Genomic DNA, 21115 nt, shown 5'->3' with positions numbered 1-21115 from the left:
GGAGACGGCCAGTGACCACGAACCCCACCCTCACCGACCTCGCCCGCAAGGCGACCGAGGCCCGCTCCCGCCCCACCTACGGCCACGACGCCCTGATCACCTGCGACCGGCTCGTCCGCGTCTTCACCACGGACGGCGTGGAGGTCCAGGCCCTGCAGGGCCTCGACCTGCTCGTCCGGGAGGGCGAGCTCCTGGCCCTGGTGGGCGCGTCCGGCAGCGGCAAGTCCACCCTCATGAACATCCTCGCGGGCCTGGACACCCCCACCGCCGGCGCCGCCAGGGTCGCGGGCCACGACCTCCTCGCCATGACCGCGAAGGACCGCCTCGCCTACCGGCGCAAGACGGTCGGCTTCGTCTGGCAGCAGACCTCCCGCAACCTGCTGCCCTACCTCACCGCGGCCCAGAACATCACCCTCCCCATCCAGCTCTCCGGCTCCCGGACCCCCCGCCGCGCCCACACCGAACGGGCCCTGGAACTCCTGGAGTTGCTGGAAGTCGCCGACTGCCGCAACCGCCGCCCCCACCAGATGTCGGGCGGCCAGCAGCAACGCGTGGCGATAGCGGTGGCGTTGGCCAACAGCCCGGCGGTCCTGCTGGCCGACGAACCGACGGGCGAACTCGACTCCCACACCGCGGAACAGATCTTCGCCGCGTTCCGCACCGCCAACGAACAGCTCGGCACGACGATCGTCATCGTCACCCACGACCAGGCGGTGGCGGGAGAGGTCCGCCGTACGGTGGCCATCAGGGACGGCCGTACCTCCACGGAGGTCCTGCGCCGCAGCGAGGTGGACGCGACGACGGGCCACGAGACCCTGGTGGCGAGGGAGTACGCGATGCTCGACCGCGCGGGCCGCCTCCAGCTCCCGAAGGAGTACACCGAGGCACTGGACATGCGCGACAGGGTCGCGCTGGAACTGGAGCCCGACCACATCGGCGTATGGCCGGACGCCAGCGACCGGGACTGACGGGCACTCAGCGCACGGTGACGCCGAGCATCCCAAGTCCCCCTTGACGTACGGCGATCGAGCCGTACGGCGTACGCAGCCGCAGCCACGCCCCCGACGAGAAGAGCGCCGGCTCCGCGCCGGGCCGCAGGAATCCCAGCGACTGGGCGGCGTGCACGGCCCGCACGGGCAACCCGGTGTCCGCCACGGTCCGGGACCAGATCTCCCGGCCGATCCGGTCGAGTTCGGCCCGGGTACGCCCCTCGGGACCCAACTCCTCGGTACGGGACCGGAATTCAGCGATCCCGGAGTGGACGAGCGCCCGCAGCGCCTGCGGCTCCGGCAGCCCGGTCACCGCCCGCCACCCGCCACGCGGCGGCAGCACCCCGGCCCACGGCGGCCCGGTCACCGCCCGCGGCACGACCGCCGTACCGGCGGCCTCGTCGACGGACTCCAGGAACTCCCCGGCGGACACGGTCATGTCGAGCGTGACGTCGAGCCCGTTCTCGTACGGCTTCGAGAGCCGCACCGCCCGGATCGCCAGCACCTCGAAGGACGGCGGCCGCCCGAAGACGGCGAGCGCGGTGCCGGTGCCCTGGAGGCGTACCGCGGCCGAGCGGTCATAGTGGAGCAGCCGGGAGAGGAAGGCGGCGAGGTCGGCCGCCTCCGACTCGTCGGCGAGATGGAGCACCGTCATGCGGCGACGGCCTCGTCCTTGTCGTCGTCCCGGTACCCCTCCAGGAACTCCCGTTCCTCGGCGGTGATCCGGCGCGGCCGCTGCGCCTCGAAGTCGAACGGCACGACCACCGTCGAGGCCCGTACGTAGACCAGGTCGTCGTCCTTCACCTCGTAGGAGATGGTGAAGGACGCCGCCCTGATCTGCGAGACCCACAGCTCGATGTCGACCGGGTGGTGCCGGTGGACGAGCTGCCGCTTGTAGTCGATCTCGTGGCGCGCCACCACCGAACCCTGCTTGAAGTCCTTCTCCGGCCGGAAGAGGAAGTCGATCCGGGCTTCCTCCAGATAACGGATGAAGACGGCGTTGTTGACATGGCCGTAGGCATCCATGTCGGACCAGCGCAGCGGGCAGCGGTAGAGGTGACGCAAGATCGATCAGCCCCGGGTCAGCTTCTTGTAGGTGGCGCGGTGCGGACGCGCCGCGTCCGGGCCGAGCCGCTCGATCTTGTTCTTCTCGTACGACTCGAAGTTGCCCTCGAACCAGAACCACTTGGAGTCACCCTCGTAGGCGAGGATGTGGGTGGCGACCCGGTCCAGGAACCACCGGTCGTGGGAGACGACCACGGCCGCACCCGGGAACTCGAGGAGCGCGTTCTCCAGCGAGCCGAGGGTCTCGACGTCGAGGTCGTTGGTCGGCTCGTCGAGGAGCAGGAGGTTGCCGCCCTGCTTGAGGGTGAGCGCGAGGTTCAGTCGGTTGCGCTCACCGCCGGAGAGCACACCGGCCGGCTTCTGCTGGTCCGGGCCCTTGAAGCCGAAGGCCGAGACATAGGCCCGGCTCGGCATCTCGACCTGACCGACGTTGATGTAGTCGAGCTCGTCGGAGACGACCGCCCACAGCGTCTTCTTCGGGTCGATGTTCGCGCGGCTCTGGTCGACGTACGAGATCTTGACCGTGTCGCCGACCTTGATGGTGCCGGAGTCCGGCTCCTCCAGGCCCTGGATCATCTTGAAGAGGGTGGTCTTGCCGGCGCCGTTGGGGCCGATGACGCCGACGATGCCGTTGCGCGGGAGCGTGAAGCTCAGGTCGTCGATCAGGACCTTGTCGCCGAAGCCCTTGGTGAGGTTGTTGACCTCGACGACGATGCTGCCGAGCCGCGGGCCCGGCGGGATCTGGATCTCCTCGAAGTCCAGCTTCCGCATCTTGTCGGCCTCGGCGGCCATCTCCTCGTACCGCGCGAGACGGGCCTTGGACTTGGCCTGACGCCCCTTGGCGTTGGACCGCACCCACTCCAGCTCTTCCTTGAGGCGCTTGGCGCGCTTGGCGTCCTTCGCACCCTCGACCTTGAGACGGGTCTGCTTGGTCTCCAGGTACTTGGAGTAGTTGCCCTCGTAGCCGTGCAGGCGGCCGCGGTCGACCTCGCAGATCCAGCCGGCGACGTTGTCCAGGAAGTACCGGTCGTGGGTCACGGCCACGATGGTGCCGTCGTACTTCGCGAGGTGCTGCTCCAGCCAGTTCACCGACTCGGCGTCGAGGTGGTTGGTGGGCTCGTCGAGAAGCAGCAGGTCAGGAGCCTCCAACAGCAGCTTGCACAGCGCCACGCGGCGGCGCTCACCACCGGAGAGGTTGGTGACGGCCCAGTCGCCGGGCGGGCACCCGAGCGCGTCCATGGCCTGCTCCAGCTGAGCGTCGAGGTCCCACGCGTTGGCGTGGTCGAGCTCCTCCTGCAGCTTGCCCATCTCGTCGAGCAGCGCGTCGGAGTAGTCCGTGGCCATGAGCTCGGCGATCTCGTTGAACCGGTCGAGCTTGCCCTTGACCTCGGAGACGCCTTCCTGGACGTTCTCCAGGACGTTCTTCTCCTCGTTCAGCGGCGGCTCCTGCAGCAGGATCCCCACGGTGTAACCCGGCGACAGGAAGGCATCGCCGTTCGACGGCTGCTCCAGCCCCGCCATGATCTTCAGGATGGTCGACTTACCGGCACCGTTCGGGCCGACCACACCGATCTTCGCGCCAGGCAGGAAGTTCAGCGAGACGTCGTCAAGGATGACCTTGTCGCCGATTGCCTTGCGCGTCTTGCGCATGGTGTAGATGTACTCAGCCAAGAGAAACCGTCCGGCAGCTTGAAATCTGGCAGTGGGCAGATACACCCCATCTTGCCGTACCGCCACCCCTGGGCGGAAACGCGTTAGGTCGGGAGGCTCTGACCTGGGGGATCGTGGCTGGCGGCTCCGGCTCGACTGTCCCTGCCGGTCGCCCTCGGTCAGCCTCGGGCGCCCTCGCACGGCCCAGAGACGGCCCAGCCGGGCAGGCGAAAATGAGTCCCCCTCATTGTCAGTGCGTGCCGCTATGGTGCGTCCGCATCAAGGGGAACGCTTTGGGGAGGGGCTTGGGGAGCCAAGGCGGGACTGCTGGTGTACGCCGACGGCGACGTGCCGGGGGTGCTGCGCCGAGTCGGAGCGGCGGGCCTCGATCGGACGGTCGCGATGATGCGGCGGCTCTACCCGGGCTGGGAGATCAACGAGTGCGAGGGCTCGACTCTCTGGGACGGCGTGTACGACCCGAAGGGCACGGCGTACGCGGCCAGCTGGCCTGGCCTCGACGTCATCGGTGATCAGAGGGTGATGATCGACCTCCCCTCCCAGCTCCCCGAACACCTCGTGTCGGCAAGCGCCGGAAGACGGCTCGTCCTGCACGCCAGGCACAGCGTCGTCGACTGGCTGGCATTCGCCGTATGGGAGGACGGGGGTCTCGTCCGTTCCCTGAGCCTGTCCCCGGACAGCGGCATCATCGAGAACATCGGCGAACCGCTCCCCTTCGAGCTGCCTACCGGGCCGGAGACCGCCCAGCCGACGTCATCCCCTGGCCGGACGAGGACGACGAGCCGTACCCGTTGCCGTTCCACCCCTTGGAACTGGGCGAAGACGCACTGCGAGCGCTCTGCGGCTTCGTCCAGGAGGGCCGCCCCGAGCCGGACGATCCGCACGGCCTTGATCCCGCGGAGCAGGAAGCGCAGCTGCGTAGAGCAGTGGAAGCCATGGGACCGCCACGCGTGTACGCATTCGGGCTCGACGGCTCGCCGGTCTCGACTCTGCCGTTCTCGCAGCGCCTTTAGCTCCTCCGGGGTGAAGACTCGGGAGCAGTCAGGGCAGTAACGGTTACCGCTAGGCTTCCTCATCACGACCTCGCGGACCGTGTGCTCATGCCGACAGGTGATGTGCAGCCCACCCGGCCACCGGCACGTTCGTCGCGAAGGCGGAGAACGTGATCCTCCTCGGCCCACCCGGGATCGGCAAGACACACTGTGAGACTCACGGATGGCAACTGGCTGTGGTTGCTGGCAGGTGAGTGGAGCCTGGTATCCGTCTGACTCAAAAGACACATTGACCCTTTGGTGCCCTTGCCTTGGATATGCCGGCTGGTGCTAGTCCGGTTGCAGGCCACCGTTCTCCGCCCGCCACCGGTAGCCCGTCTTGCGCCCGATCCCAAGGCGCCTGCACGCCTCGACACTGCCCACCCCGGGCCGCCAGAAGCCGCCAGTACTCGGCCTCGAGCTCCAGCCTGCGCTTGCGTCCCCGCCTCGCCATCAACACTCCGCAATGATCAAGGAATGTTGCGACAAGCGTTAGAACCCAAGGAGCGGCAGGGGGTCAATTTTCGCGGAGCGTTGACCCGGGCATGACAGATTCACGAAACACCGTAGCTCCGTTAGGGGTAAGCGACCCCACAGGTCACTCGCCCCAACGGAGCTACGGTCTTTCTGGTCACGCCCACTCTGACCTGGCCCTCACAAGATCACCTCGGCCTTGCAACAGCCTGGCAGGACACCCCTTCGGGGCTCCCGTATTGCTCAGAAGAGGGCGCCGATGACGATTTCCAGAAAATTGCCAACAGAACCGAGGATATTGGTCAACATTTCAAGCTCCCTAGAGAGAAGAGGACGGGTAGGTATGAGTAGAAATACCCGTTCTTCCCCGGGTGCGCATGTCAAGGCCGATTTCAGGGTGAATCCGGCCCGCCCGCAAGCGTTTCGGTCGAAAACTTGGCACTGATGTTCGAGTCTCGCCCCGTCGTCCCACGAAGGCGGTTCGACCGAACCACCTTGGACGCGCATTCGACCGGCGGCTGGGCGTTCACCGGAACGGCAGCACCACTCTCCGCCCGCCCGTGCCTTCCCGAAACCCGTCCTGGAACCGCAGCGCGAGCTGGTCCAGAACATCGTCGTGTTTTCCGTAATCGGGAAGGGTTCCGGGGAGATGGTCGCCGCCACCATCCGCACCATCTTCGCGCAGACCACCGGCGAGCAGGTGCGCACCCAGCTGAACGTGGTCGCCGACATGCTCGGACGGCAGTTCCCTCAGGTCAAGACGATGCTGCTGGACGCGGCAACAGACATCACTGCGTTCGCCAACTTCCCGCCGGCGCACTGGAAGAAGATCTGGTCGACCAACCCGCTGGAGCGGTTGAACCGGGAGATCAAACGGCGGTCTGACGTCGTCCAGGTCTTCCCCAACCCCGCCGCCCTGGACCGGCTCGCCGCCGCGGTTCTGGCCGAACTCCACGACGAGTGGCAGGTCTTCGACCGCCGCTACCTCTCCGAAGCCTCCATGGCCGAACTCTTCACCATCAAGCCGACCGAACCCGAACCGCAGATCACCCCACAACCGGAAACGAAACAACTGCCGTGACTACACCACCCGGCGGGACATGACCCAGGCGTCTCATCTTTGACGCTGTCTCCTCCGTGCTCAACCCGGCCGTAGATGACCGCCTGCTGGCCTCGAACCCCTGCCGAGCCCGATCCGGCAAAGGCTCCTCGTCCTGCACCCACACGCGTACATCCCTGGACCGCTGAGCAGGTCTTCGGCGTTCGCGCCGGGTTACCCGATCGCCACCGAGCCATGGCCGACGTGGGCGCTGGGTGCGGTCTGCGACGGGGCGAGATCTTCGGGCTCGCCGCCGACAACATCGGGGATCTCGGCTGGCTCTACGTCCGCCGGCAGGTCAAAAAAAGGTGCGCGGGACGCTCGTTTTCGCACCGCCAAAGCGCGGCAAGCTCCGCGATGTCCCGCTCGATCCCGAGGTGTCGAACGCCCTGGACGAGCACATGAAGCTATTCCCTCCGGTGGATGTCACGCTGCCGTAGCTGACGCCGACCGGCCCGAAGGTGACACACCGCCTCGTCTTCACGAGCGGCGTCGGCTCCGCCATCCGGAGCCAGGCTTTCAACGACCAGGCGTGGAAGCCCGCGCTGGCATCCGCCGGCATCATCCCCGTTATCTTCTTCGCGGTCCTGATCTTCTTCGCGGTCCTGCAAGAGGGCCGCTGGCCTCGGGGCCCGGCATGACTGCTCTCACGGAAGGTGATCAACGACGAGCCGGACCTGCTGCGTCTCATCAGCGAAGTGCTAGCGCTCGGTGAGGATGTGGTGTGGTCGGTCGACGTCGCCGACGGCATGGCCTCTCTGCTGGTCAATCTCCTACTCAACCATGGACAGGCCATCGTCCATCTGCCCGACCTCGCGGTGAACCGGGCCTCGGCCGGCTACCGCGGCCTGGGCAAGACCGATGCGAGGGACGCCGCCCCTTCCGCGCCCGAGGAACTCCGCACCTCGTCCGACCGGCACCTCAGCGCCTCCGATCAGGCCCGCGGCCACGCCGGCCTCCTGACCGGCAGCACGTCGGATCAGTCGTCCGTCCCGCGCACGGCCAGCAGCACGGCCGCTCCCACAGCCACCGCTCCCGCAACCCCCGCGGACCGCATCAGTCCCTGGGACGAGCGCCACGACAGCACCGACCACCTCGACTGCGCCGAGAGGAGCGACCCCGTGCTCAGCCACGAGCCCGCCGAGATCAGGGACAGGGACGAGCCGATCGAGCCCACGGACAGGGCGCTGCCGATCGAGCCGACCGAGAGGGCCGAGCCCACGGAACCGATGGACAGCACCGAGCCCACCGAGCCGATCGACAGCACCGAGTCCTGCGACCACAGGGACAGCATCGAGTCGGACGAGGGGTGACGCGCCGGCGATGCGGATGGCTTGGTCATGACGTCATTCTGCCCGTCACCGGCGCGCCCGTCAGTCCTGCGTCCCGTTCTGCTTCCTGCCGGTGAGGACCAGGGCGGCGCCCCCGATCACGACCAGGGCGATGGCGGTACCGGCGATCAGCGGGGTGGTGGCGGAGCCGCCCGTCTCGGCGAGGTTGACGTCGGTGGTGGGGAGGGCCACCGTGGCGGGGCTGGGCTCGCTGAGGGTCTGGGCCGTGGCGCCCTTCTCGCTGCTGCGGGTGCGGCAGTCGAGGACGCCGGTGAAGCGCTTGGCGAATCCGTCGGGGCCGGTGATCGTGAAGTCGTACGCCTGGTCCTCCTGGAGCGGGACCGTCACCGTGCGGGACTCGCCCGCCGCGATGGCGTACTCCGTGCCCATCAGCTCGAACGCGAACTCCTCGTCGCCCTTGTTGACCGCCGTGATGTCCAGGCCGCCCTCGGTGCAGTTCCGCGCCGCGGAGAGGGCCGGTACGGCGCCCTCCTTCGCCCAGGTCGCACTCGCCGTGGCCGAGACCGTCGACTCGCTGGAGCCGGCGAGGATCTGGGTCTGGCTCCGGCTCTCGGAGGCGAACGCACGGCCGACCGGCACAGTGGTCGAGGCCTGCACGGTGAGGTTGGCCGAACCCCCCGCCGCGTCCTCGGGGACCTCGAAGTAGAGCTCGCTTCCGTTGCTCGCGGAGGTTACCGGCCTGCCGTCCTTGCCGACGATCCGCACGCCGCTCGTGGTCGCGTCCGTCGGCGGGGTGACCGTGGCACCGGCCGCGTTGGTGTGCACCGTCACCGGGCCGAGCAGCTCGCCGGGGTGGCCGGAGACCGCGGGCGGGTCGAGCGTCAGCGACGCCGCCGGCTCCGCGATGTCACGGGCGCTCTTCTCCAGGTAGTCCGCGAGCTTCTCGGCCTGCGGGTCGGCGGCGTCGACGTCCGCGTCGTCCGAGTAGCGCCAGATCGCCACCTGGGTGCCGGCCGCCGCGTCCTGCTCGGTCAGTCCCGCGGCGATACCGGCCTTTGCGGCGAGCGCCGCGAGATCGTTGACCTGGGGGTAGGAGTTCTCCAGGATCCAACGGATCTTGCCCGCACCCTTGTTGGCGCCCAGCGAGGTGCCGCTCCAGTCGGTCTCGTGGTACTTGGCGTCCTTCTGCGTGGGGTTGTAGAGGTCGACGCAGTACGTCTGGAGGGTTCCGCCGCCCTCGACGGACATCTCGAACAGCCCCGCCGACACCTGGAGGTCGCCGTCGGTCCCGTGTATCACCGCGTCACCGTAGGTCTTCAGGCCCCCTATGGTGGCCGTCGCCCCTCTCTGGTTCTGCGCCGCCTCGTCCGCCGACGCCGTACCGGCGGCGGCCGCCGTGGCACCGACGGCGAGCAGGCCGGAGACGAGCGTGACGGCCGCGAGGCGAGCCGCCCCCCGTCCGCGCACGGACAGCGCAGAGAACGCAGAAAACACGGAATTCCCCTTCGAGCAGGACCCGTTGTCGAGCGGGCTGGCGGTCCCACCAGCAGAATCAGTAGCCCCGGGAGCTGTGTTCGGCATCCTAGGGACGCGGCCGCCCGCCTCTTCCCGGGGATGCGGTCGGAAGATCGATCCGACTCGGAATCGTTATCGCCGCGGCCTTCCATCCGTATGGCTTATCGACAAATCGACCGGAGCCATCCGGAACGCATTCGCCGATAAGCCGCACTTCGGTCAGGGCGGTGCTACGGTCGGAGCCTCCGCGCCCCCGGCCCCCGACGCCACGCCCTCTCGCTGACGTCACGTCATGTCACGTCACCGCGACGGGTTCCTTGCGGTCCGCGGCCTCGCCCGGCGGTGTCTCCCAGGCGGGCTCCGGCTGCGCGGACGACCCCGCGACGGTGTTCTCCGGTCGCTGGGTGCGCCGGAAGGCCGAGGTGCCGCGTGCGAGGTCATGGCCGATCGCCACCGCGTCGATGTCGGCCGAGGTCCAGGCCGGCTGCCCCTCACGCATCTCCGAACGCACCTTCAACCGGCCCTGGACGACCACCGGATCGCCCACGTTGATCGACCCCGCCACGTTGGTGGCGAGCTGGCGATTGGCCCACACCGTGAAGAAGTTGGTGTGCCCGTCCGTCCATTCGTTCTTCTCGCGGTCCAGGTAGCGCGCCGTCGCCGCCAGCCGGAACCGCACCGACGCACCCGTCGCCAACTCCCGGTACACCGGCTGTGTCGCCACGTTGCCCACCGCGCAGATCATGGTCTCGTTCATCACTGGAACCCCTCCCGGACATGCGTACGGGCCCGTCCCGTACGGCTGCTGCTGTCTGCTTGCCGACCGCGTCACCACGATCGCCGCGAAGCCAGACTGCCTCCGCCGGGCCGAGCCCGCTGCGCCCTGTGGACCGTCCCCGGGTTGTGGAAAACTCCGCCACCCGAACGAGGGACCCGGCCCACGGGCCTGGTCCACGGGACCTGGTCCAGGGGACCGGCCGTCACACCCCGACGACCCTGCTGTACTGCTCCCGGACCTCCCGGTAACGCAGCAGCTCCGCCGCCACCGGATCCAGCACCCGCGCCCGTCCGCACCCGGACGCCGCCTCCCGCAACCGCCGTTCCGCCTCCACGCCGTACCGGCGCGCGGGCCCGCGCGCCGCCATCCGGCAGCTCCACTCGACGAGCGGGCCGCCGATGATGCCGGCCACCATCAGCAGCACCGGAACCCCCAGGTTCGGCGCCATGACCCCGACGATCTGACCCACCAGCCAGAGCCCGCCGGCGACTTGAAGGAGCGTCATGGAGGCCTGCGCCAGCACGGCCACCGGCCACCAGCCCGGACGCGGCGGACGGCCCGGTGGCAGCCCGGCCCGGGCCGTCAGCTGGTCCAGCGCCTCGGGCAGCCCCTGGGAGCCGCGTACGGCCGCCTCGCGCACCGCCTGCGCCCACGGCGCGGGCAGTCCCGCCGAGGCCCGGTCGGCGAGCGTCCGTACGGCCTGCTCGACACGCTGCCGGGCGGTCGCCTCCTCGTCGGGCTGGGCGCGCAACGGCAGCCGCCCCGTGGCAGGCTCGCGCCGGTCCTGGTACCAGCGCCACAGCCGCAGCCAGGGTGTCCCGCACGCGCGGTTGGCGTTGCGCAGCCAGGCGCGTTCGGCCGCCTCGCCCGCCGCGGTGGCGCCGACCGCGTCCGCGAGCCGGGCGGCGAAGTCGTCGCGCGCCTCCTCGCTCAGTCCGGTGCGCCGGCCCGTCGCGTACACGGGCCGCAGCCGCCACGCCGCCGCGTCCACGTCGGCCGCGATCCGCCGCGCGGGAGCACCGCGCTCCGTCACGAACTGACCGAGCACCTCCCGCAGTTCACCGATGCCGTCCCCGGTGAGCGCCGACAGCGCGAGCACGGTCGCGCCCGGTTCGCCGTACTCCCCGAGGGCGATCCCGTCCTCGTCCAGCAGCCGCCGCAGATCGTCGAGGACCTGCTCGGCGGCCTCCCCGGGCAGCCGGTCGATCTGGTTGAGGACGACGAACATGACCTCCGCGTGGCCCGCCATGGGGCGCAGATAGCGCTCGTGCAGCATCGCGTCGGCGTACTTCTCGGGGTCGACGACCCAGATGACGGCGTCGACGAGCGCCAGGATCCGGTCCACGTGCTCGCGGTGCTGAACGGCCGCCGAGTCGTGGTCGGGCAGGTCGATCAGGACGAGCCCACGCAGTTGTTCCTCCGACTCGGCGCTCTGCAGCGGGCGCCGCCGCAACCGGGGCGGGATGCCGAGCCGTTCGATGAGACTCGCCGAGCCGTCGCTCCAACTGCACGCGATCGGCGCGGCCGTGGTGGGCCGGCGGACGCCGGTCTCCGAGATGGCCACTCCGGCGAGCGTGTTGAACAGCTGCGACTTGCCACTGCCCGTCGCGCCGGCGATGGCGACGACGGTGTGCTGCCCGGAGAGCCTGCGCCGGGCGGCCGCCTCGTCCAGGACCTGGCCGGCCTCGGCGAGCGTCCGGCTGTCGAGCCGGGCCCGCGAGAGCCCTACGAGCTCCCGCAGCGCGTCCAGACGGGAGTGCAGGGGGGCGTCGTACGCGAGCGGGGCAGCGGGCGGGGCGTTGGGCCCACGGACCTCCACGGCGGCGGCCTGCTCGGTCTCGGCGGTGACCCGGCGCGCGATGAGCCCGTCGTCCCAGCCGCCCGCGGAGTCGGCGTCGGCCGACCCCTCAGGGGTTTCCACGGCCTCTCCGCGCGCGTGCGCAGCCTCCTCCCGCGCGCGCCCCGGACCCGCCCCATCCCGCGCCTGACCCGGTCCGGCTTCCGCCCGCGCGGAGCTGCTCTGCGCACTCTCCACGCGCGTGTGCCCGTCCTTCCCGCCCATGTCCGCGTCGCTCCCCACGGGTTCCTCGACCGGCCTCTCCCCGTTCTCCGATCCGGCGTCCCCCGCCTGCTCCGTGCGGTCCTGATCCGTGACGGCGGTCATCGGTCACCTCTCCTTCTGCAGTACGGACAGCGCGGCGATGAGTTCGGCCTGGGGTTCGGGATGCACGTCGAGGGCGTCGAGCGGGGCGAGCCGGCGCTCGCGTTCGGTGTGCACGACCCGGTCGAGGTGCTCGGCGAGCAGCCGTCCGCCCCGGTCGCGCAGCCGCAGGGCCCCGTGGGCGCCGATCCGTTCGGCGAGCCTCTCACCGGCGACCCGCGCCCGGCGTCCGCCCAGCAGCGCGGTGGCGACGAGGGCGGCGACCGTCTCGGGGTCGGGCGCGACCCCGCGGTCGAGGTCGCGGATCTCCTCCTCGGCGTATTCCTCCAGCTCCCGCCGCCACCGCCGTACGGCCATCCCGATCCGGTGTTCGGCGCTCTCCGCGGTCGGATCGCGGTTCGTCAGTTCCGGCGCGGCCGCGGCCGGTTCGCGCCGCCATGCCTCGTCGACACGCTCGTCGGCGGCGGTGACCGCGCACAGCAGGAGCGCGCCCAGGCTCTCCACCAGGGCGTCCAGGAGTTCCGCGGCGGTGCAGTCGAGGGAGAAGGCCCGCCAGCGCTTGAGCGCGTCACCGGCGAGCACGGCACCGGCCTGGAGCCGCCCCCGCACACGCGCGTACTCGCTGTCGTACGCCCCTTCGACGGCGTTGGTGAGCCGCAGCGCGGCCGCGTACTGGGCGGCGGCCGCGCCGGCCAGCTCGGGCATCCGGGACTTGAGGGAGGCGAGGACACCGTGGGCTGTACGGGCGACGGCGTGCTGCCGGGCCGCGGGGTCCTGCGCCTGGTGGACGAGCCAGGTCCGCAGCGACGCCACGGCGGTGGCGGGCAACAGCCCCCCGCCCCAGGCCGACTCGGGCAGCTCCGGCACCGTGAACCGGGGCACGTCGCCGAGGCCGGCCTTGGTGAGCAGGGCGCCGTACTGGCGCGAGACCTCGGAGACGACCTGGTGCGGCACCCGGTCGAGGACGGTCACGAGCGTGGCGTCGTACTCCTTGGCGGTGCGCAGGAGATGCCAGGGGACGGCGTCGGCGTAGCGGGCGGCCGTGGTGACCATGATCCAGACGTCGGCGGCGCAGATCAGTTCGGCGGCGAGCGTGCGGTTGTCGGCCACCAGGGAGTCGACGTCGGGAGCGTCCAGGAGCGCGAGGCCCGGCGGGAGGGTGTCGGCGGTCTCGACGCGCAGCACGCGCGCGGGGTTCTCGCCGGGCAGCAGGAGCTCGTCGCCCGGCTCGTGGTGGGGCACCCACACGCGGGTGAGGTCGGGCAGTACGCGCATTCCGCTGAACCAGTGATGGTCCTCCGGATGGCAGACCAGCACCGGTGTCCGGGTGGTCGGCCGCAACACGCCCGCCTCGCTCACCCGCCGCCCCACAAGGGAGTTGACGAGGGTCGACTTGCCGGCCCCGGTGGAACCGCCCACCACGGCCAGCAGCGGCGCTTCGGGGTCCCTCAACCGGGGCACCAGATAGTCGTCGAGCTGGGCGAGCAGTTCGTCGCGGTTGGCACGCGCGCGTGGGGCCCCCGCCAAGGGCAGCGGGAAGCGTGCGGCGGCGACACGGTCGCGCAGGGCGGAGAGTGCGTCGAGCAGCTGAGGCCGTACGTCCAAGGTCACCACATGTGAAGAATGCCCAATTTTGGGGGAATTCTGAAGCATATGGCCATGTCTGCGCGCCGACCGGACACAAGGGGCGGAAGGGATGACTGGGACGCAGGCACAGTCCAGGCATAACGAGTGCACAACACCCGGTGCGCGAGGCGCCAAAAGCGATGCACGATTCGTACCTGCCTGCGATTATCAGGACCGCTTCACTGAACCTCCACATCGAGCCACGGAGGCGAAGCAACAGGGACAAGGTCGTGGGAGCCCTATCCTTGTCCCCGGCAACGTCACGGAACGGCCCACACCCGGGCACCCAAGACAGAGGCCACCACACCCGGCCCCCGTAGCTCAGTGGATAGAGCAGGCGCCTTCTAAGCGCTTGGCCGCAGGTTCGAGTCCTGCCGGGGGCGCCTTGTATGTCTGAGCTGCACAAACGCTGATCCATACCGCTGTGACACTCATGTCCAGCGGGGTTAGGCAAGAAGACTCAGAAGATTGATCTTGCTTAGCTCCCTCCCGCAGGAGGTCACACAGCGTGCCAGCAACACCAAGAAAGCAGCACAGAGCGCGCCGGGCAAAGCGACTCGGCGCAGTCCGCTGCGCAGCGCTCGGCGCACGTCTACGCCGACGGAGCACGAGAGCACAGAGACACACTCCGGCTCGTCCGTACGCGTCATCAGGGACGCTCAGGACGTGCGCGTTGCGATGCTCGATGAAATAGAGCTGCACCTCAGCACGACCACGAACCGACTCGGGCGCCCATATCAGCAGGGCACCATTCGCGCGTACATGACCGGGGCGCGCGCACTGCACCGATGGATGATCGCGGCTGGTATGGAAGAAGACTTCACCGCCAGCGACGCCTCGCTCCTCTACCGGTTCTTCCGTCATCACTACGACACCCACGACGTCCCGAAGTCGCAGGATGACGGCAAGGGCGGATACACGGGCGGCACGTCTACGCTGCAACGAAACGTCCGCGTCCTGTTCGCGTGACTGGAAGAGGAGTACGAGCACCCGAACCCATGGCGTGACAAGAAGCTCCACCGCTACTCAGCGCAGCCGCAAGACAAGCCCGAGACCCTCTCCTCGGAGTTCGTGACGGACTGTCTCAAAGCCACGGGTAACGGCAACCCTCGCATCCGAGACTCCGAGACCACGCCATCATCGGGGTTCTGACGGAGGGTCTGAGGGCGGAGGAACTTCCGAACCTTCGCATCCAGGACCTCGACCTTCCCAGTCACACCCTGGTCGTCGTCCCTCCCAAGGGCGACAGGAACGGCCAGGACGGACGAACCATTCCGCTCTAGCCCAAGACCGTGCGCGCACTCCAGCGGTATCTACGGGCGCGGGAAGAGCACAGCCTCTCTCAGGGGCCGTGGCTCTGGCTGGGCACGAGGAACAGGAACCGTCTCCGTTACTCGGGCCTGTACCGCATGGTGAAGCGACGGGCCGAGGAAGCGGGGTACGACTCCTCAGAGGTGTCGCCGCACTCGTACTGCCATACGTGGACTGACGACCTTCTGTCGTCGGGCGTGAGCGGCGAGAACGTCATGGCCGTACTCGGGTGGAAGTCTCCGGCCATGCTCCGGCGCCATGCCCACGACCAAGCGAGCCAGCGGGCAGTCACCGCCGTGCACCAACTCGGCGACCGCTACTGACGGTAGACGGCCGGCTGAGCACTGAGTGACGACACGGTGAGTGTGGAGCAGAGGACGTTCCACACCCGCCAACTCAAGCCGCGTGGTCTGTCAGCAGTGCCGCGACCTCTGGCACGTCGTCGTACTCACGGAGCCTGGCGAGCACGACGCGGACCCGTTCGGCTGTGCGCTCCGAGGCCACGTCTGACGGATCTGTACTCGACATAGCGACCCGTATCCGGCATACCGACGAAGGGCTTCGCCTCCGAGGACGAACTGGTTGCCGCGCTGGCCGAGTTCAACATCATCGTCACCCTGCGCGAACCGCGCCGCCCGCGCCGGGCGCAGGGCGAGTTGGAGACGCAGGTGCTTCCGGGGGATCTCCTGGTCCCCCACCAGCAGGCACCAGGCGACGTCGCCGACCGCCGCCCCGGCCCCGGCGATCAGCCCGGCCGTGATCAGTCCTCCGCCGATGTACGGACGTCCGTCGAAGAAGGACAGGGCGACCCGCGCGTGCGGGTGCGTACGAGTGCGTGCGGTCTTCAAAAAGGGTGACGCACCGATGAACGCCGTGACCCTGCGCGAGGCTCGGCGTTGAAGGGGAGTGCGACGGCGAGTGATGCCGACGCACTTGCCTATTCAGAAGGAGAACGTGATGTCTCGCATCGCGAAGGTGGCCGCCGTCGCTCTCGGCACCGGTGCCGTCGTCGTCAGCGGCACCGGCCTGGCCATGGCCGACGCCGGTGCCCAGGCCGCGGCCGTGGGCTCGCCGGGCGTGCTGTCGGGCAACGTCGTCCAGGTCCCGGTCCACATCCCGGTCAACGTGTGCGGGAACACCGTCAACGCGGCCGGCCTGCTGAGCCCGGCCTTCGGCAACAGCTGCGCCAACATCAGCGGCCACCACGACAAGAGCGGCGGCTACGGGGACGACAACTGACGCACCCGTGGGACGAGCCCCGGCGCTGGAGGCGCCGGGGCTCGTCCCATATCCATGTCCGATCAGACGTACCGGTAGATCCGGCTGACGTCCTCCATCTGGTCCGGTGTCACGTCCCAGGGCGGCATCTTCTCGTGCCGTGCGACGATCCGCCCGTGCTGCTTGTCACGCACGCCCGGCGGCTTGGCCGGCAGATAGCGGGCGCCCTTGTGACGGGCCTGCCAGCGGGTCCACTGCAGATCGACGAAGGCGTGGTGGAGCCAGAACACCGGGTCGTTGACGGAGGCGCCGCCGAGCATCGCGCCGCCGACCCAGCGGTGCACCCGGTTGTGGTTGCGCCAGGCGGCACTGCCCCGCCCGGTCCCCCACCCCTCCAGCTTGTTGCGGAAGCCCTTGGTGACGGTGGAGTCCCAGGGCGAGACGTCGTAGACCCGCTCGGCGAGCGCCGACTTCAGTTCGCTCCGCGTCGGCAGCGCGATCGGGTCACGGGCCCGCCCGAGGTCCCGGGTCAGGAACTTGCCGTCGGTGACGCCCTCCTTGATGGTCCAGTGCCCGGCCGCGTAGGCGAACGGCCCGGTCGTCACCCGGTGGTCCGTGATACGCCCGTTCCCGCCGAGCAGGTCCGCGGTCCAGGGCGCCGAAGTCGCGGTACGGTCGCGGGTCCAGTCCCAGTACGGCACGCTCACGGAGGGAGTCGACCCTGCGCAGCGCCTTCTCCAGCTCCAGCAGGAAGCGGCGGTGCCATGGCAGGAAGGAAGGCGTCATGTGGGCGGCGCGCAGCCCCTCCTCCCCGTCGGAGGTGTAGTACTCGATGTGCGTCCGCACGAACTCGTCGTACTCCCCCCGCCGTTTGACCTCCAGCATCGCGTTCACGAACCGCCGCTTCTCGGCGCTCGTCAGCGTGCTGACGTTCTTACGCGTGTACGCCATCGTCTTCCCCCATGTGCACGTGTCCCCCCATGTCCGTCTGTTCGTCGCTCATCGGCCCCGGTGCCATGTCCCGCAGATGCTCCCCGGGCCCCATCTCGTCGACGGCGGCGCGAGCGGCCTCCAGGGGAGTCGGGTACGAGCGGTAGTGGTCGACCATGCTCAGCCAGGTGCCGTTGGCCCGGCGCATCAGGTGCAGCGGGCGTCCGTCGACGGTGACCTGCCAGTGCTCGCCGACGGCGCCGTGCGCCGCCATCGCCGTGGCGGTGGTCCTGAAGCCCTGGATGCGGCGGCCGTGGTACGTCTCGTCGAAGGCCCCCTCGCCGGGCCGGGGCTCCACGCTCGCGGGCCGCGAGGCGGCGATGACGGGCGCGAAGGCCAGTGCCATCGCGGGCGCCATCAGCCCCCGCAGCATCTCCCGCCGCGTTCCGGCTCTCGTCGGCTCCTTCTCCGCGCCCACCGCCGCCCCGCCTGCACTCACAACCATGACTCGCTCCTCATCCGATCCGGTTCGCTCGGTTCTCCGATGCGCTAACCGACCGTCGTCCCGTGCGGTCACCGTCGGGGGGCCAACAGATGGACACGGGGCGGGGGCCGACGGATGAACTGGCGGAGGCCAACAGATGGACAGGGGCAAGGGAGAAGACCGACGGCCACGGGGTCGCGAACGGGCGCGGACCGGTCGAGGGTCCGGGCCCGGCGGGTACGCGGCTACAGGCCCGGACCGAGCCCCAGGTTCGCGCCGGGGACCGTCTGCAGGACCGGGGGCCGGCACGCCCGCCTCGGGGAGCTTCAGGTCGGGCAGGCCGGCGTTCTGCGGGTTGGGCGGGGTCAGGGGGGCGTCCAGGTTCAGACCGGGGGCGACGGTGCGCAGGCCGGAGGCCGGGGTGGAGAGACGGACGTGGTCGAAGTGGTCGCCCGGGACGTGCGGCAAGGGCGCACGCAGTCCCGCGCCGGGCAGTCCGCCGGTGACCGGCACCTGGGGCAGGACTCGCTCCGGGATGAGCCGGCCCTCGGCATACCGCAACCCGTCGGGGCGGCCCGGCGTCGGCAGGGGGATCTCGCCGCCGAGCTTGGACAGTTCCATGCCCAGGGACTGCTCGGCGCCCTCCGCCGGTACGGGGACGGGTACTGTGCCGCTCGCGGCGGCGGGGGTCGCCGCGGCGGTGCCGACGGCGGCCGCGACGCCGGTGAGGACGGCGGCGAGGGTTCCTCGGGTGGTGGACTTCATCTCGGGTACGGTCCCTTTCACGGTTCGGCCGGGTCTGCGTCCGTACCGAGTAACGAGGCTGCCTGCGCCTTCAGTCCGCAATTCGCCCGGGTGCAGCAGTAGTCAGCTTGTCCAGAAGTCCCACCAGCGGGTCAGCACCAGCATGCCGATCACTCCGACGTGTGCCACCGGGAGCACCCAGGTGAACTCGGCGAGGAACGTCCTCGCCCAGCCGGGCGCGGGCAGGAAGCGGCGCAGGACGGCGTACGAGATGACGTACCAGAACAGCAGGATCGTGGCGACCCACGCCAGACAACACCACAGGCACAGCGCGTCGATCCGGTACAGCGACTCGAACTGCAGCCAGGACACGAACCCCACGCCGAACAGACATCCGGCGTCGAAGGTCAGCCAGTACCAGCGGGGAAGGACGGCGCCGACCAGCAGGCTCATGCCGACGCAGACCACGATGCCGTACGCGACCAGGCCCAGCATCGGGTTGGGGAACCCGAAGACCGAGGCCTGGTCGCTCTTCATGACGCTGCCGCAGGACACCACAGGGTTCAGGCTGCAACCCGGCGTGAAGTGCGGGTTCTTATACAGCTTGAACTCGTCGAGGGTGATCATCCAGGAGGCCAGCAGTCCGGCCGCGCCCGTGATCACCAGCAGCAGGGCGAACCCGAGGCCCGTGCCCGACCGCCGCGCCGCGTCCTCACCCGCGGCCAACGCCGTCAGCCGCGCAGCCTGCGGGCCGGCAGGACGACGTGCGCCGCCGCGTTCAGGGTCTCCTCGGCGCCCGCGAAGGCGGCGAACGCCTCCGGGTCGACGGGCTTGCCCGGCTCGGCCTCGGGCCAGGGACGGGTGGTGAACACCAGGTAGGCGTAGCCGCGTTCGGCGACCGCCGCGAGCCACTCCGGCGGCGGGGTGCATGGAGCGTTGGAGCCGGGCAGGGTGACGACGGCGTGGCCGCCCTCCACGAGCATGCTCAGCGGCAGGCTGGGCCGTGCGGCGGCGTCAATCAGCTCGCCGCCGATGGGTAGGCCGACGCTCCCCAGCAGTTCGGCGACGGCGGCCGACGCGGCCTCGGGGCCGGCCGACGCGTCGCCGAGGGAGTAGGCGAGTAGGTAGGGCATGTCGCCGCCGGGGGCCTCGCCGCTCCAGGCCATCACGACGAGGGTGCCCAGTTCGGCGGGGCCGAGGGGGCGGGTTCCGCTTGAGGTTGAGGTCACCGCGCGACCTTATCGACGGCCCGGAAGGCGACCGGGCGGCTTCTCACCCAACCGGGGGACGGTCCCCGCCCTCTCCACACGAACGAGGGACCCGCCTCGAACAGCCCACGGTCCTACGCGCATTCGGCTCCGGAGTGATTCCGTGCTGGAGTGGCTCAGTGCTGGAGCGGAAGGCCGCCGAGCAGTCCGCCTTTCCTGTTCAGCGCACCCGTCGCGCCCTTCGCGGTGCTCAGCAGGGAGTCCTTGTTCTCGGTGTCGAGCGCGTTCGACTGGTGCTGCAGCGGCATCACGTCGCGGGGCTCGATGCGCCCGCTGGTGAGCGTGTTCACGGCGCCGTTGAGGCTGGTGGGCGTCACGTCCGCGGCGCTGTAGGCGAACGCGGGCGCGGCGGCGCCGGCGAGGGCGACGGTACCGGCAACGACAGCGGCGGCCTTCAGGGACTTCATCGGGTTCCTTTCATCGGGCAACTCACGTCACCAGGGGAAAACTGGCGCCATGCCCAACGATCCACGCCCGGCAGGGAAACCCCGTACGCAGAAAACGTCTCTCATCCTGATATGAAAGGCCGCCCGGCCGGTCCTCGCTGCGGATGGGCCGGGCGGCCCGGTGCGTTGGTCTCTCGTCCCGGGTCACGCGACAGGCAGCGGGGGCGTCGCGGAAAGCGATGGCGTCGACATCGGCAGACCCGGCAGATTCACGGCCGGCAGGTTGCCGCCGAGCAGGGTCGCGGTGACGGTGCTGACCAGCCCAGTCACCACGCTGGTGGCGGCCGGCGCCACCTGGGTGACGTCCCCGGAGGTGACCGCCTGGAGCAGCGCGTCGATCGCCTTCTGCAGCGCGGCCAGGGCGTCACCGATGAGGCCGGCGGCGGCCCGCGGCTTGGCGTCACCGCTGTTCTTGGCGAGCGTCGGCAGGACGGGCAGGGCCGGGGTCGCAGGCAGGGCCGGGGCCGGCGAAGCGGCGGAGGTCGCGGGCAGGGCCGGGGTCGCGGGCGCCGCGGGGACGGCGGCGGAGACCTTGGCGAGGGCGTCGGTGGCGGCCTTGCCGAGCGTGCCGACGTCGGCGGCCGGGAGCCGGCCGCTGTCGGCCTTGAGGACTGCGTTCAGCAGGTCGGTGACCGGGGTGAGGACGGTGCCGAGGTCGCCCAGGCTCTTGACCGGGGCGAGGAGCGCGTCCGCGCCGAGGACAGGTGCGTGGGCCGCGGCCTGGACACGCTGCTCCCGGGCCGACGCGCCGTCGGCCGCCAGGGCGGCCGGTGCGGCGATACCGACGAGGAGGGCGGCGCAGAGTGCGGAGGACGCGATACGCCGTGCGGGCAGACCACGCATGGGTGTTCCTTTCGGTGGTGCAGGGGACCTGTTGGCCACCGTGGGACCGCCCCTCGCGCCCCGCAACCGCACGGCCCCGTTCGGGGCAGCGCGAACCGGCCGCTCGCCCGCGGAGGAACCACGGGAGGGCGGCCGGCGAGGGAATGCGCGCCTGAAGGCAGCGACGTCGAGGG

The 21115-nt window shown here is 70.1% G+C and carries 18 protein-coding genes, 1 tRNA gene and 7 pseudogenes; 10 read left to right on the top strand and 16 right to left on the bottom strand.

Features of this window, described 5'->3' with window-relative positions; genetic code table 11:
- Positions 1-11 precede the first annotated feature (11 nt).
- A complete protein-coding gene (locus RKD20_RS28655; RefSeq protein ID WP_424880219.1) occupies positions 12-968 on the top strand; it encodes an ABC transporter ATP-binding protein in 957 nt (318 codons plus the stop codon).
- 7 nt (positions 969-975) lie between these two features.
- Here RKD20_RS28655 and RKD20_RS28650 read toward each other — a convergent pair whose 3' ends face one another.
- From RKD20_RS28650 to ettA, 3 genes are read right to left on the bottom strand one after another with little or no spacing between them, the layout of a single operon-like run.
- Entirely contained in the window at positions 976-1644 is a 669-nt protein-coding gene (locus tag RKD20_RS28650) for a hypothetical protein (protein ID WP_424880218.1), read from the bottom strand.
- Positions 1641-2054 carry an acyl-CoA thioesterase gene (locus RKD20_RS28645; RefSeq protein ID WP_020116471.1) on the bottom strand — a complete coding sequence of 138 codons (414 nt, stop codon included), beginning with the start codon at positions 2052-2054 and terminating at the stop codon, positions 1641-1643. Before RKD20_RS28645 ends, RKD20_RS28650 begins: the two co-directional genes overlap by 4 nt.
- 6 nt (positions 2055-2060) lie before the next feature.
- Complete coding sequence (ettA, locus tag RKD20_RS28640; RefSeq protein ID WP_020116472.1) at positions 2061-3725, bottom strand: energy-dependent translational throttle protein EttA; 1665 nt, start codon at positions 3723-3725, stop codon at positions 2061-2063.
- A gap of 309 nt (positions 3726-4034) precedes the next feature.
- Between ettA and RKD20_RS28635 the strand changes: the two are divergent.
- Positions 4035-4735: pseudogene (locus RKD20_RS28635) on the top strand (DUF6928 family protein).
- A 107-nt stretch (positions 4736-4842) separates the two neighbouring features.
- Positions 4843-4923: pseudogene (locus RKD20_RS28630) on the top strand (ATP-binding protein); the annotation flags it as partial.
- A 127-nt stretch (positions 4924-5050) separates the two neighbouring features.
- Here RKD20_RS28630 and RKD20_RS28625 read toward each other — a convergent pair.
- A pseudogene (locus tag RKD20_RS28625) lies at positions 5051-5207 on the bottom strand (IS30 family transposase); the annotation flags it as partial.
- 639 nt (positions 5208-5846) lie between these two features.
- Here RKD20_RS28625 and RKD20_RS28620 point away from each other — a divergent pair.
- The 3 genes and pseudogenes from RKD20_RS28620 to RKD20_RS28610 all read left to right on the top strand — a co-directional run.
- Positions 5847-6308: pseudogene (locus RKD20_RS28620) on the top strand (transposase); the annotation flags it as partial.
- A 479-nt stretch (positions 6309-6787) separates the two neighbouring features.
- The gene (locus tag RKD20_RS28615) at positions 6788-6967 is read left to right on the top strand and encodes a hypothetical protein (protein ID WP_424880217.1); all 180 of its coding nucleotides are present in this window, start codon (positions 6788-6790) and stop codon (positions 6965-6967) included.
- Positions 6968-7192 (top strand): annotated as a pseudogene (locus tag RKD20_RS28610) (IS110 family transposase); the annotation flags it as partial.
- 113 nt (positions 7193-7305) lie between these two features.
- On the opposite strand, the gene RKD20_RS28605 reads toward RKD20_RS28610, so the two are convergent.
- The 5 genes from RKD20_RS28605 to RKD20_RS28585 form a co-directional block, all read right to left on the bottom strand.
- Entirely contained in the window at positions 7306-7668 is a 363-nt protein-coding gene (locus RKD20_RS28605; protein WP_424880216.1) for a hypothetical protein, read from the bottom strand.
- Positions 7669-7699: 31 nt separating this feature from the next.
- Complete coding sequence (locus RKD20_RS28600; RefSeq protein ID WP_424880215.1) at positions 7700-9112, bottom strand: TQXA domain-containing protein; 1413 nt, start codon at positions 9110-9112, stop codon at positions 7700-7702.
- 316 nt (positions 9113-9428) lie between these two features.
- The gene (locus RKD20_RS28595; protein ID WP_424880214.1) at positions 9429-9890 is read right to left on the bottom strand and encodes a single-stranded DNA-binding protein; all 462 of its coding nucleotides are present in this window, start codon (positions 9888-9890) and stop codon (positions 9429-9431) included.
- Between the two features lie 223 nt (positions 9891-10113).
- Positions 10114-12075: a GTP-binding protein gene (locus RKD20_RS28590; RefSeq protein ID WP_424880213.1), complete on the bottom strand. Its 1962-nt coding sequence runs from the start codon at positions 12073-12075 to the stop codon at positions 10114-10116.
- A gap of 3 nt (positions 12076-12078) precedes the next feature.
- Positions 12079-13686 (bottom strand): dynamin family protein, encoded by a 1608-nt coding sequence (locus RKD20_RS28585; protein ID WP_424880212.1) that lies wholly within the window; start codon positions 13684-13686, stop codon positions 12079-12081.
- A 322-nt stretch (positions 13687-14008) separates the two neighbouring features.
- Between RKD20_RS28585 and RKD20_RS28580 the strand changes: the two genes are divergently transcribed.
- The 4 genes from RKD20_RS28580 (at position 14009) to RKD20_RS28565 (ending at position 16248) form a co-directional block, all read left to right on the top strand.
- Positions 14009-14081: transfer RNA gene (locus tag RKD20_RS28580), tRNA-Arg, on the top strand.
- A 283-nt stretch (positions 14082-14364) separates the two neighbouring features.
- A complete protein-coding gene (locus tag RKD20_RS28575; RefSeq protein ID WP_424880211.1) occupies positions 14365-14667 on the top strand; it encodes a hypothetical protein in 303 nt (100 codons plus the stop codon).
- Positions 14668-14990: 323 nt separating this feature from the next.
- Positions 14991-15332, top strand: coding sequence for a tyrosine-type recombinase/integrase (locus RKD20_RS28570; RefSeq protein ID WP_424880210.1), 342 nt, complete (start codon positions 14991-14993; stop codon positions 15330-15332).
- Between the two features lie 634 nt (positions 15333-15966).
- Positions 15967-16248, top strand: a complete 282-nt coding sequence (locus tag RKD20_RS28565; protein WP_424880209.1) for a chaplin — start codon at positions 15967-15969, stop codon at positions 16246-16248.
- A 62-nt stretch (positions 16249-16310) separates the two neighbouring features.
- On the opposite strand, the pseudogene RKD20_RS28560 reads toward RKD20_RS28565, so the two are convergent.
- The 7 genes and pseudogenes from RKD20_RS28560 to RKD20_RS28530 form a co-directional block, all read right to left on the bottom strand.
- Positions 16311-17178: pseudogene (locus RKD20_RS28560) on the bottom strand (tyrosinase family protein).
- Complete coding sequence (locus RKD20_RS28555) at positions 17162-17662, bottom strand: tyrosinase cofactor (protein ID WP_424880208.1); 501 nt, start codon at positions 17660-17662, stop codon at positions 17162-17164. The pseudogene RKD20_RS28560 and the gene RKD20_RS28555 overlap by 17 nt, the downstream one beginning before the upstream one ends.
- 224 nt (positions 17663-17886) lie before the next feature.
- A pseudogene (locus RKD20_RS28550) lies at positions 17887-18406 on the bottom strand (hypothetical protein).
- Between the two features lie 102 nt (positions 18407-18508).
- The gene (locus RKD20_RS28545) at positions 18509-19111 is read right to left on the bottom strand and encodes a vitamin K epoxide reductase family protein (protein WP_424880207.1); all 603 of its coding nucleotides are present in this window, start codon (positions 19109-19111) and stop codon (positions 18509-18511) included.
- A gap of 5 nt (positions 19112-19116) precedes the next feature.
- The gene (locus tag RKD20_RS28540) at positions 19117-19614 is read right to left on the bottom strand and encodes a DUF5949 family protein (RefSeq protein ID WP_391171209.1); all 498 of its coding nucleotides are present in this window, start codon (positions 19612-19614) and stop codon (positions 19117-19119) included.
- Between the two features lie 155 nt (positions 19615-19769).
- Positions 19770-20060 carry a hypothetical protein gene (locus RKD20_RS28535; protein WP_424880206.1) on the bottom strand — a complete coding sequence of 97 codons (291 nt, stop codon included), beginning with the start codon at positions 20058-20060 and terminating at the stop codon, positions 19770-19772.
- Between the two features lie 183 nt (positions 20061-20243).
- Positions 20244-20942 carry a hypothetical protein gene (locus RKD20_RS28530; protein WP_424880205.1) on the bottom strand — a complete coding sequence of 233 codons (699 nt, stop codon included), beginning with the start codon at positions 20940-20942 and terminating at the stop codon, positions 20244-20246.
- Positions 20943-21115: the final 173 nt, after the last annotated feature.

The sequence above is a fragment of the Streptomyces sp. SLBN-8D4 genome, from assembly GCF_049739545.1.
In the GTDB taxonomy this organism is placed as follows: domain Bacteria; phylum Actinomycetota; class Actinomycetes; order Streptomycetales; family Streptomycetaceae; genus Streptomyces; species Streptomyces canus_C.
Note: the sequence above shows the minus strand (reverse complement) of the source record. Positions and strands in the feature narration are given on the sequence as shown.

What these genes read in the sequence shown, in the direction of transcription:
- RKD20_RS28650 (WP_424880218.1), bottom strand. Translation starts at nt 1,644, where the DNA reads ATGACGGTGCTCCATCTCGCCGACGAGTCGGAGGCGGCCGACCTCGCC.
- RKD20_RS28605 (WP_424880216.1), bottom strand. Translation starts at nt 7,668, where the DNA reads ATGACCAAGCCATCCGCATCGCCGGCGCGTCACCCCTCGTCCGACTCG.
- RKD20_RS28595 (WP_424880214.1), bottom strand. Translation starts at nt 9,890, where the DNA reads ATGAACGAGACCATGATCTGCGCGGTGGGCAACGTGGCGACACAGCCG.
- RKD20_RS28590 (WP_424880213.1), bottom strand. Translation starts at nt 12,075, where the DNA reads ATGACCGCCGTCACGGATCAGGACCGCACGGAGCAGGCGGGGGACGCC.
- RKD20_RS28565 (WP_424880209.1), top strand. Translation starts at nt 15,967, where the DNA reads ATGTCTCGCATCGCGAAGGTGGCCGCCGTCGCTCTCGGCACCGGTGCC.
- RKD20_RS28555 (WP_424880208.1), bottom strand. Translation starts at nt 17,662, where the DNA reads ATGGTTGTGAGTGCAGGCGGGGCGGCGGTGGGCGCGGAGAAGGAGCCG.
- RKD20_RS28535 (WP_424880206.1), bottom strand. Translation starts at nt 20,060, where the DNA reads ATGAAGTCCCTGAAGGCCGCCGCTGTCGTTGCCGGTACCGTCGCCCTC.
- RKD20_RS28530 (WP_424880205.1), bottom strand. Translation starts at nt 20,942, where the DNA reads ATGCGTGGTCTGCCCGCACGGCGTATCGCGTCCTCCGCACTCTGCGCC.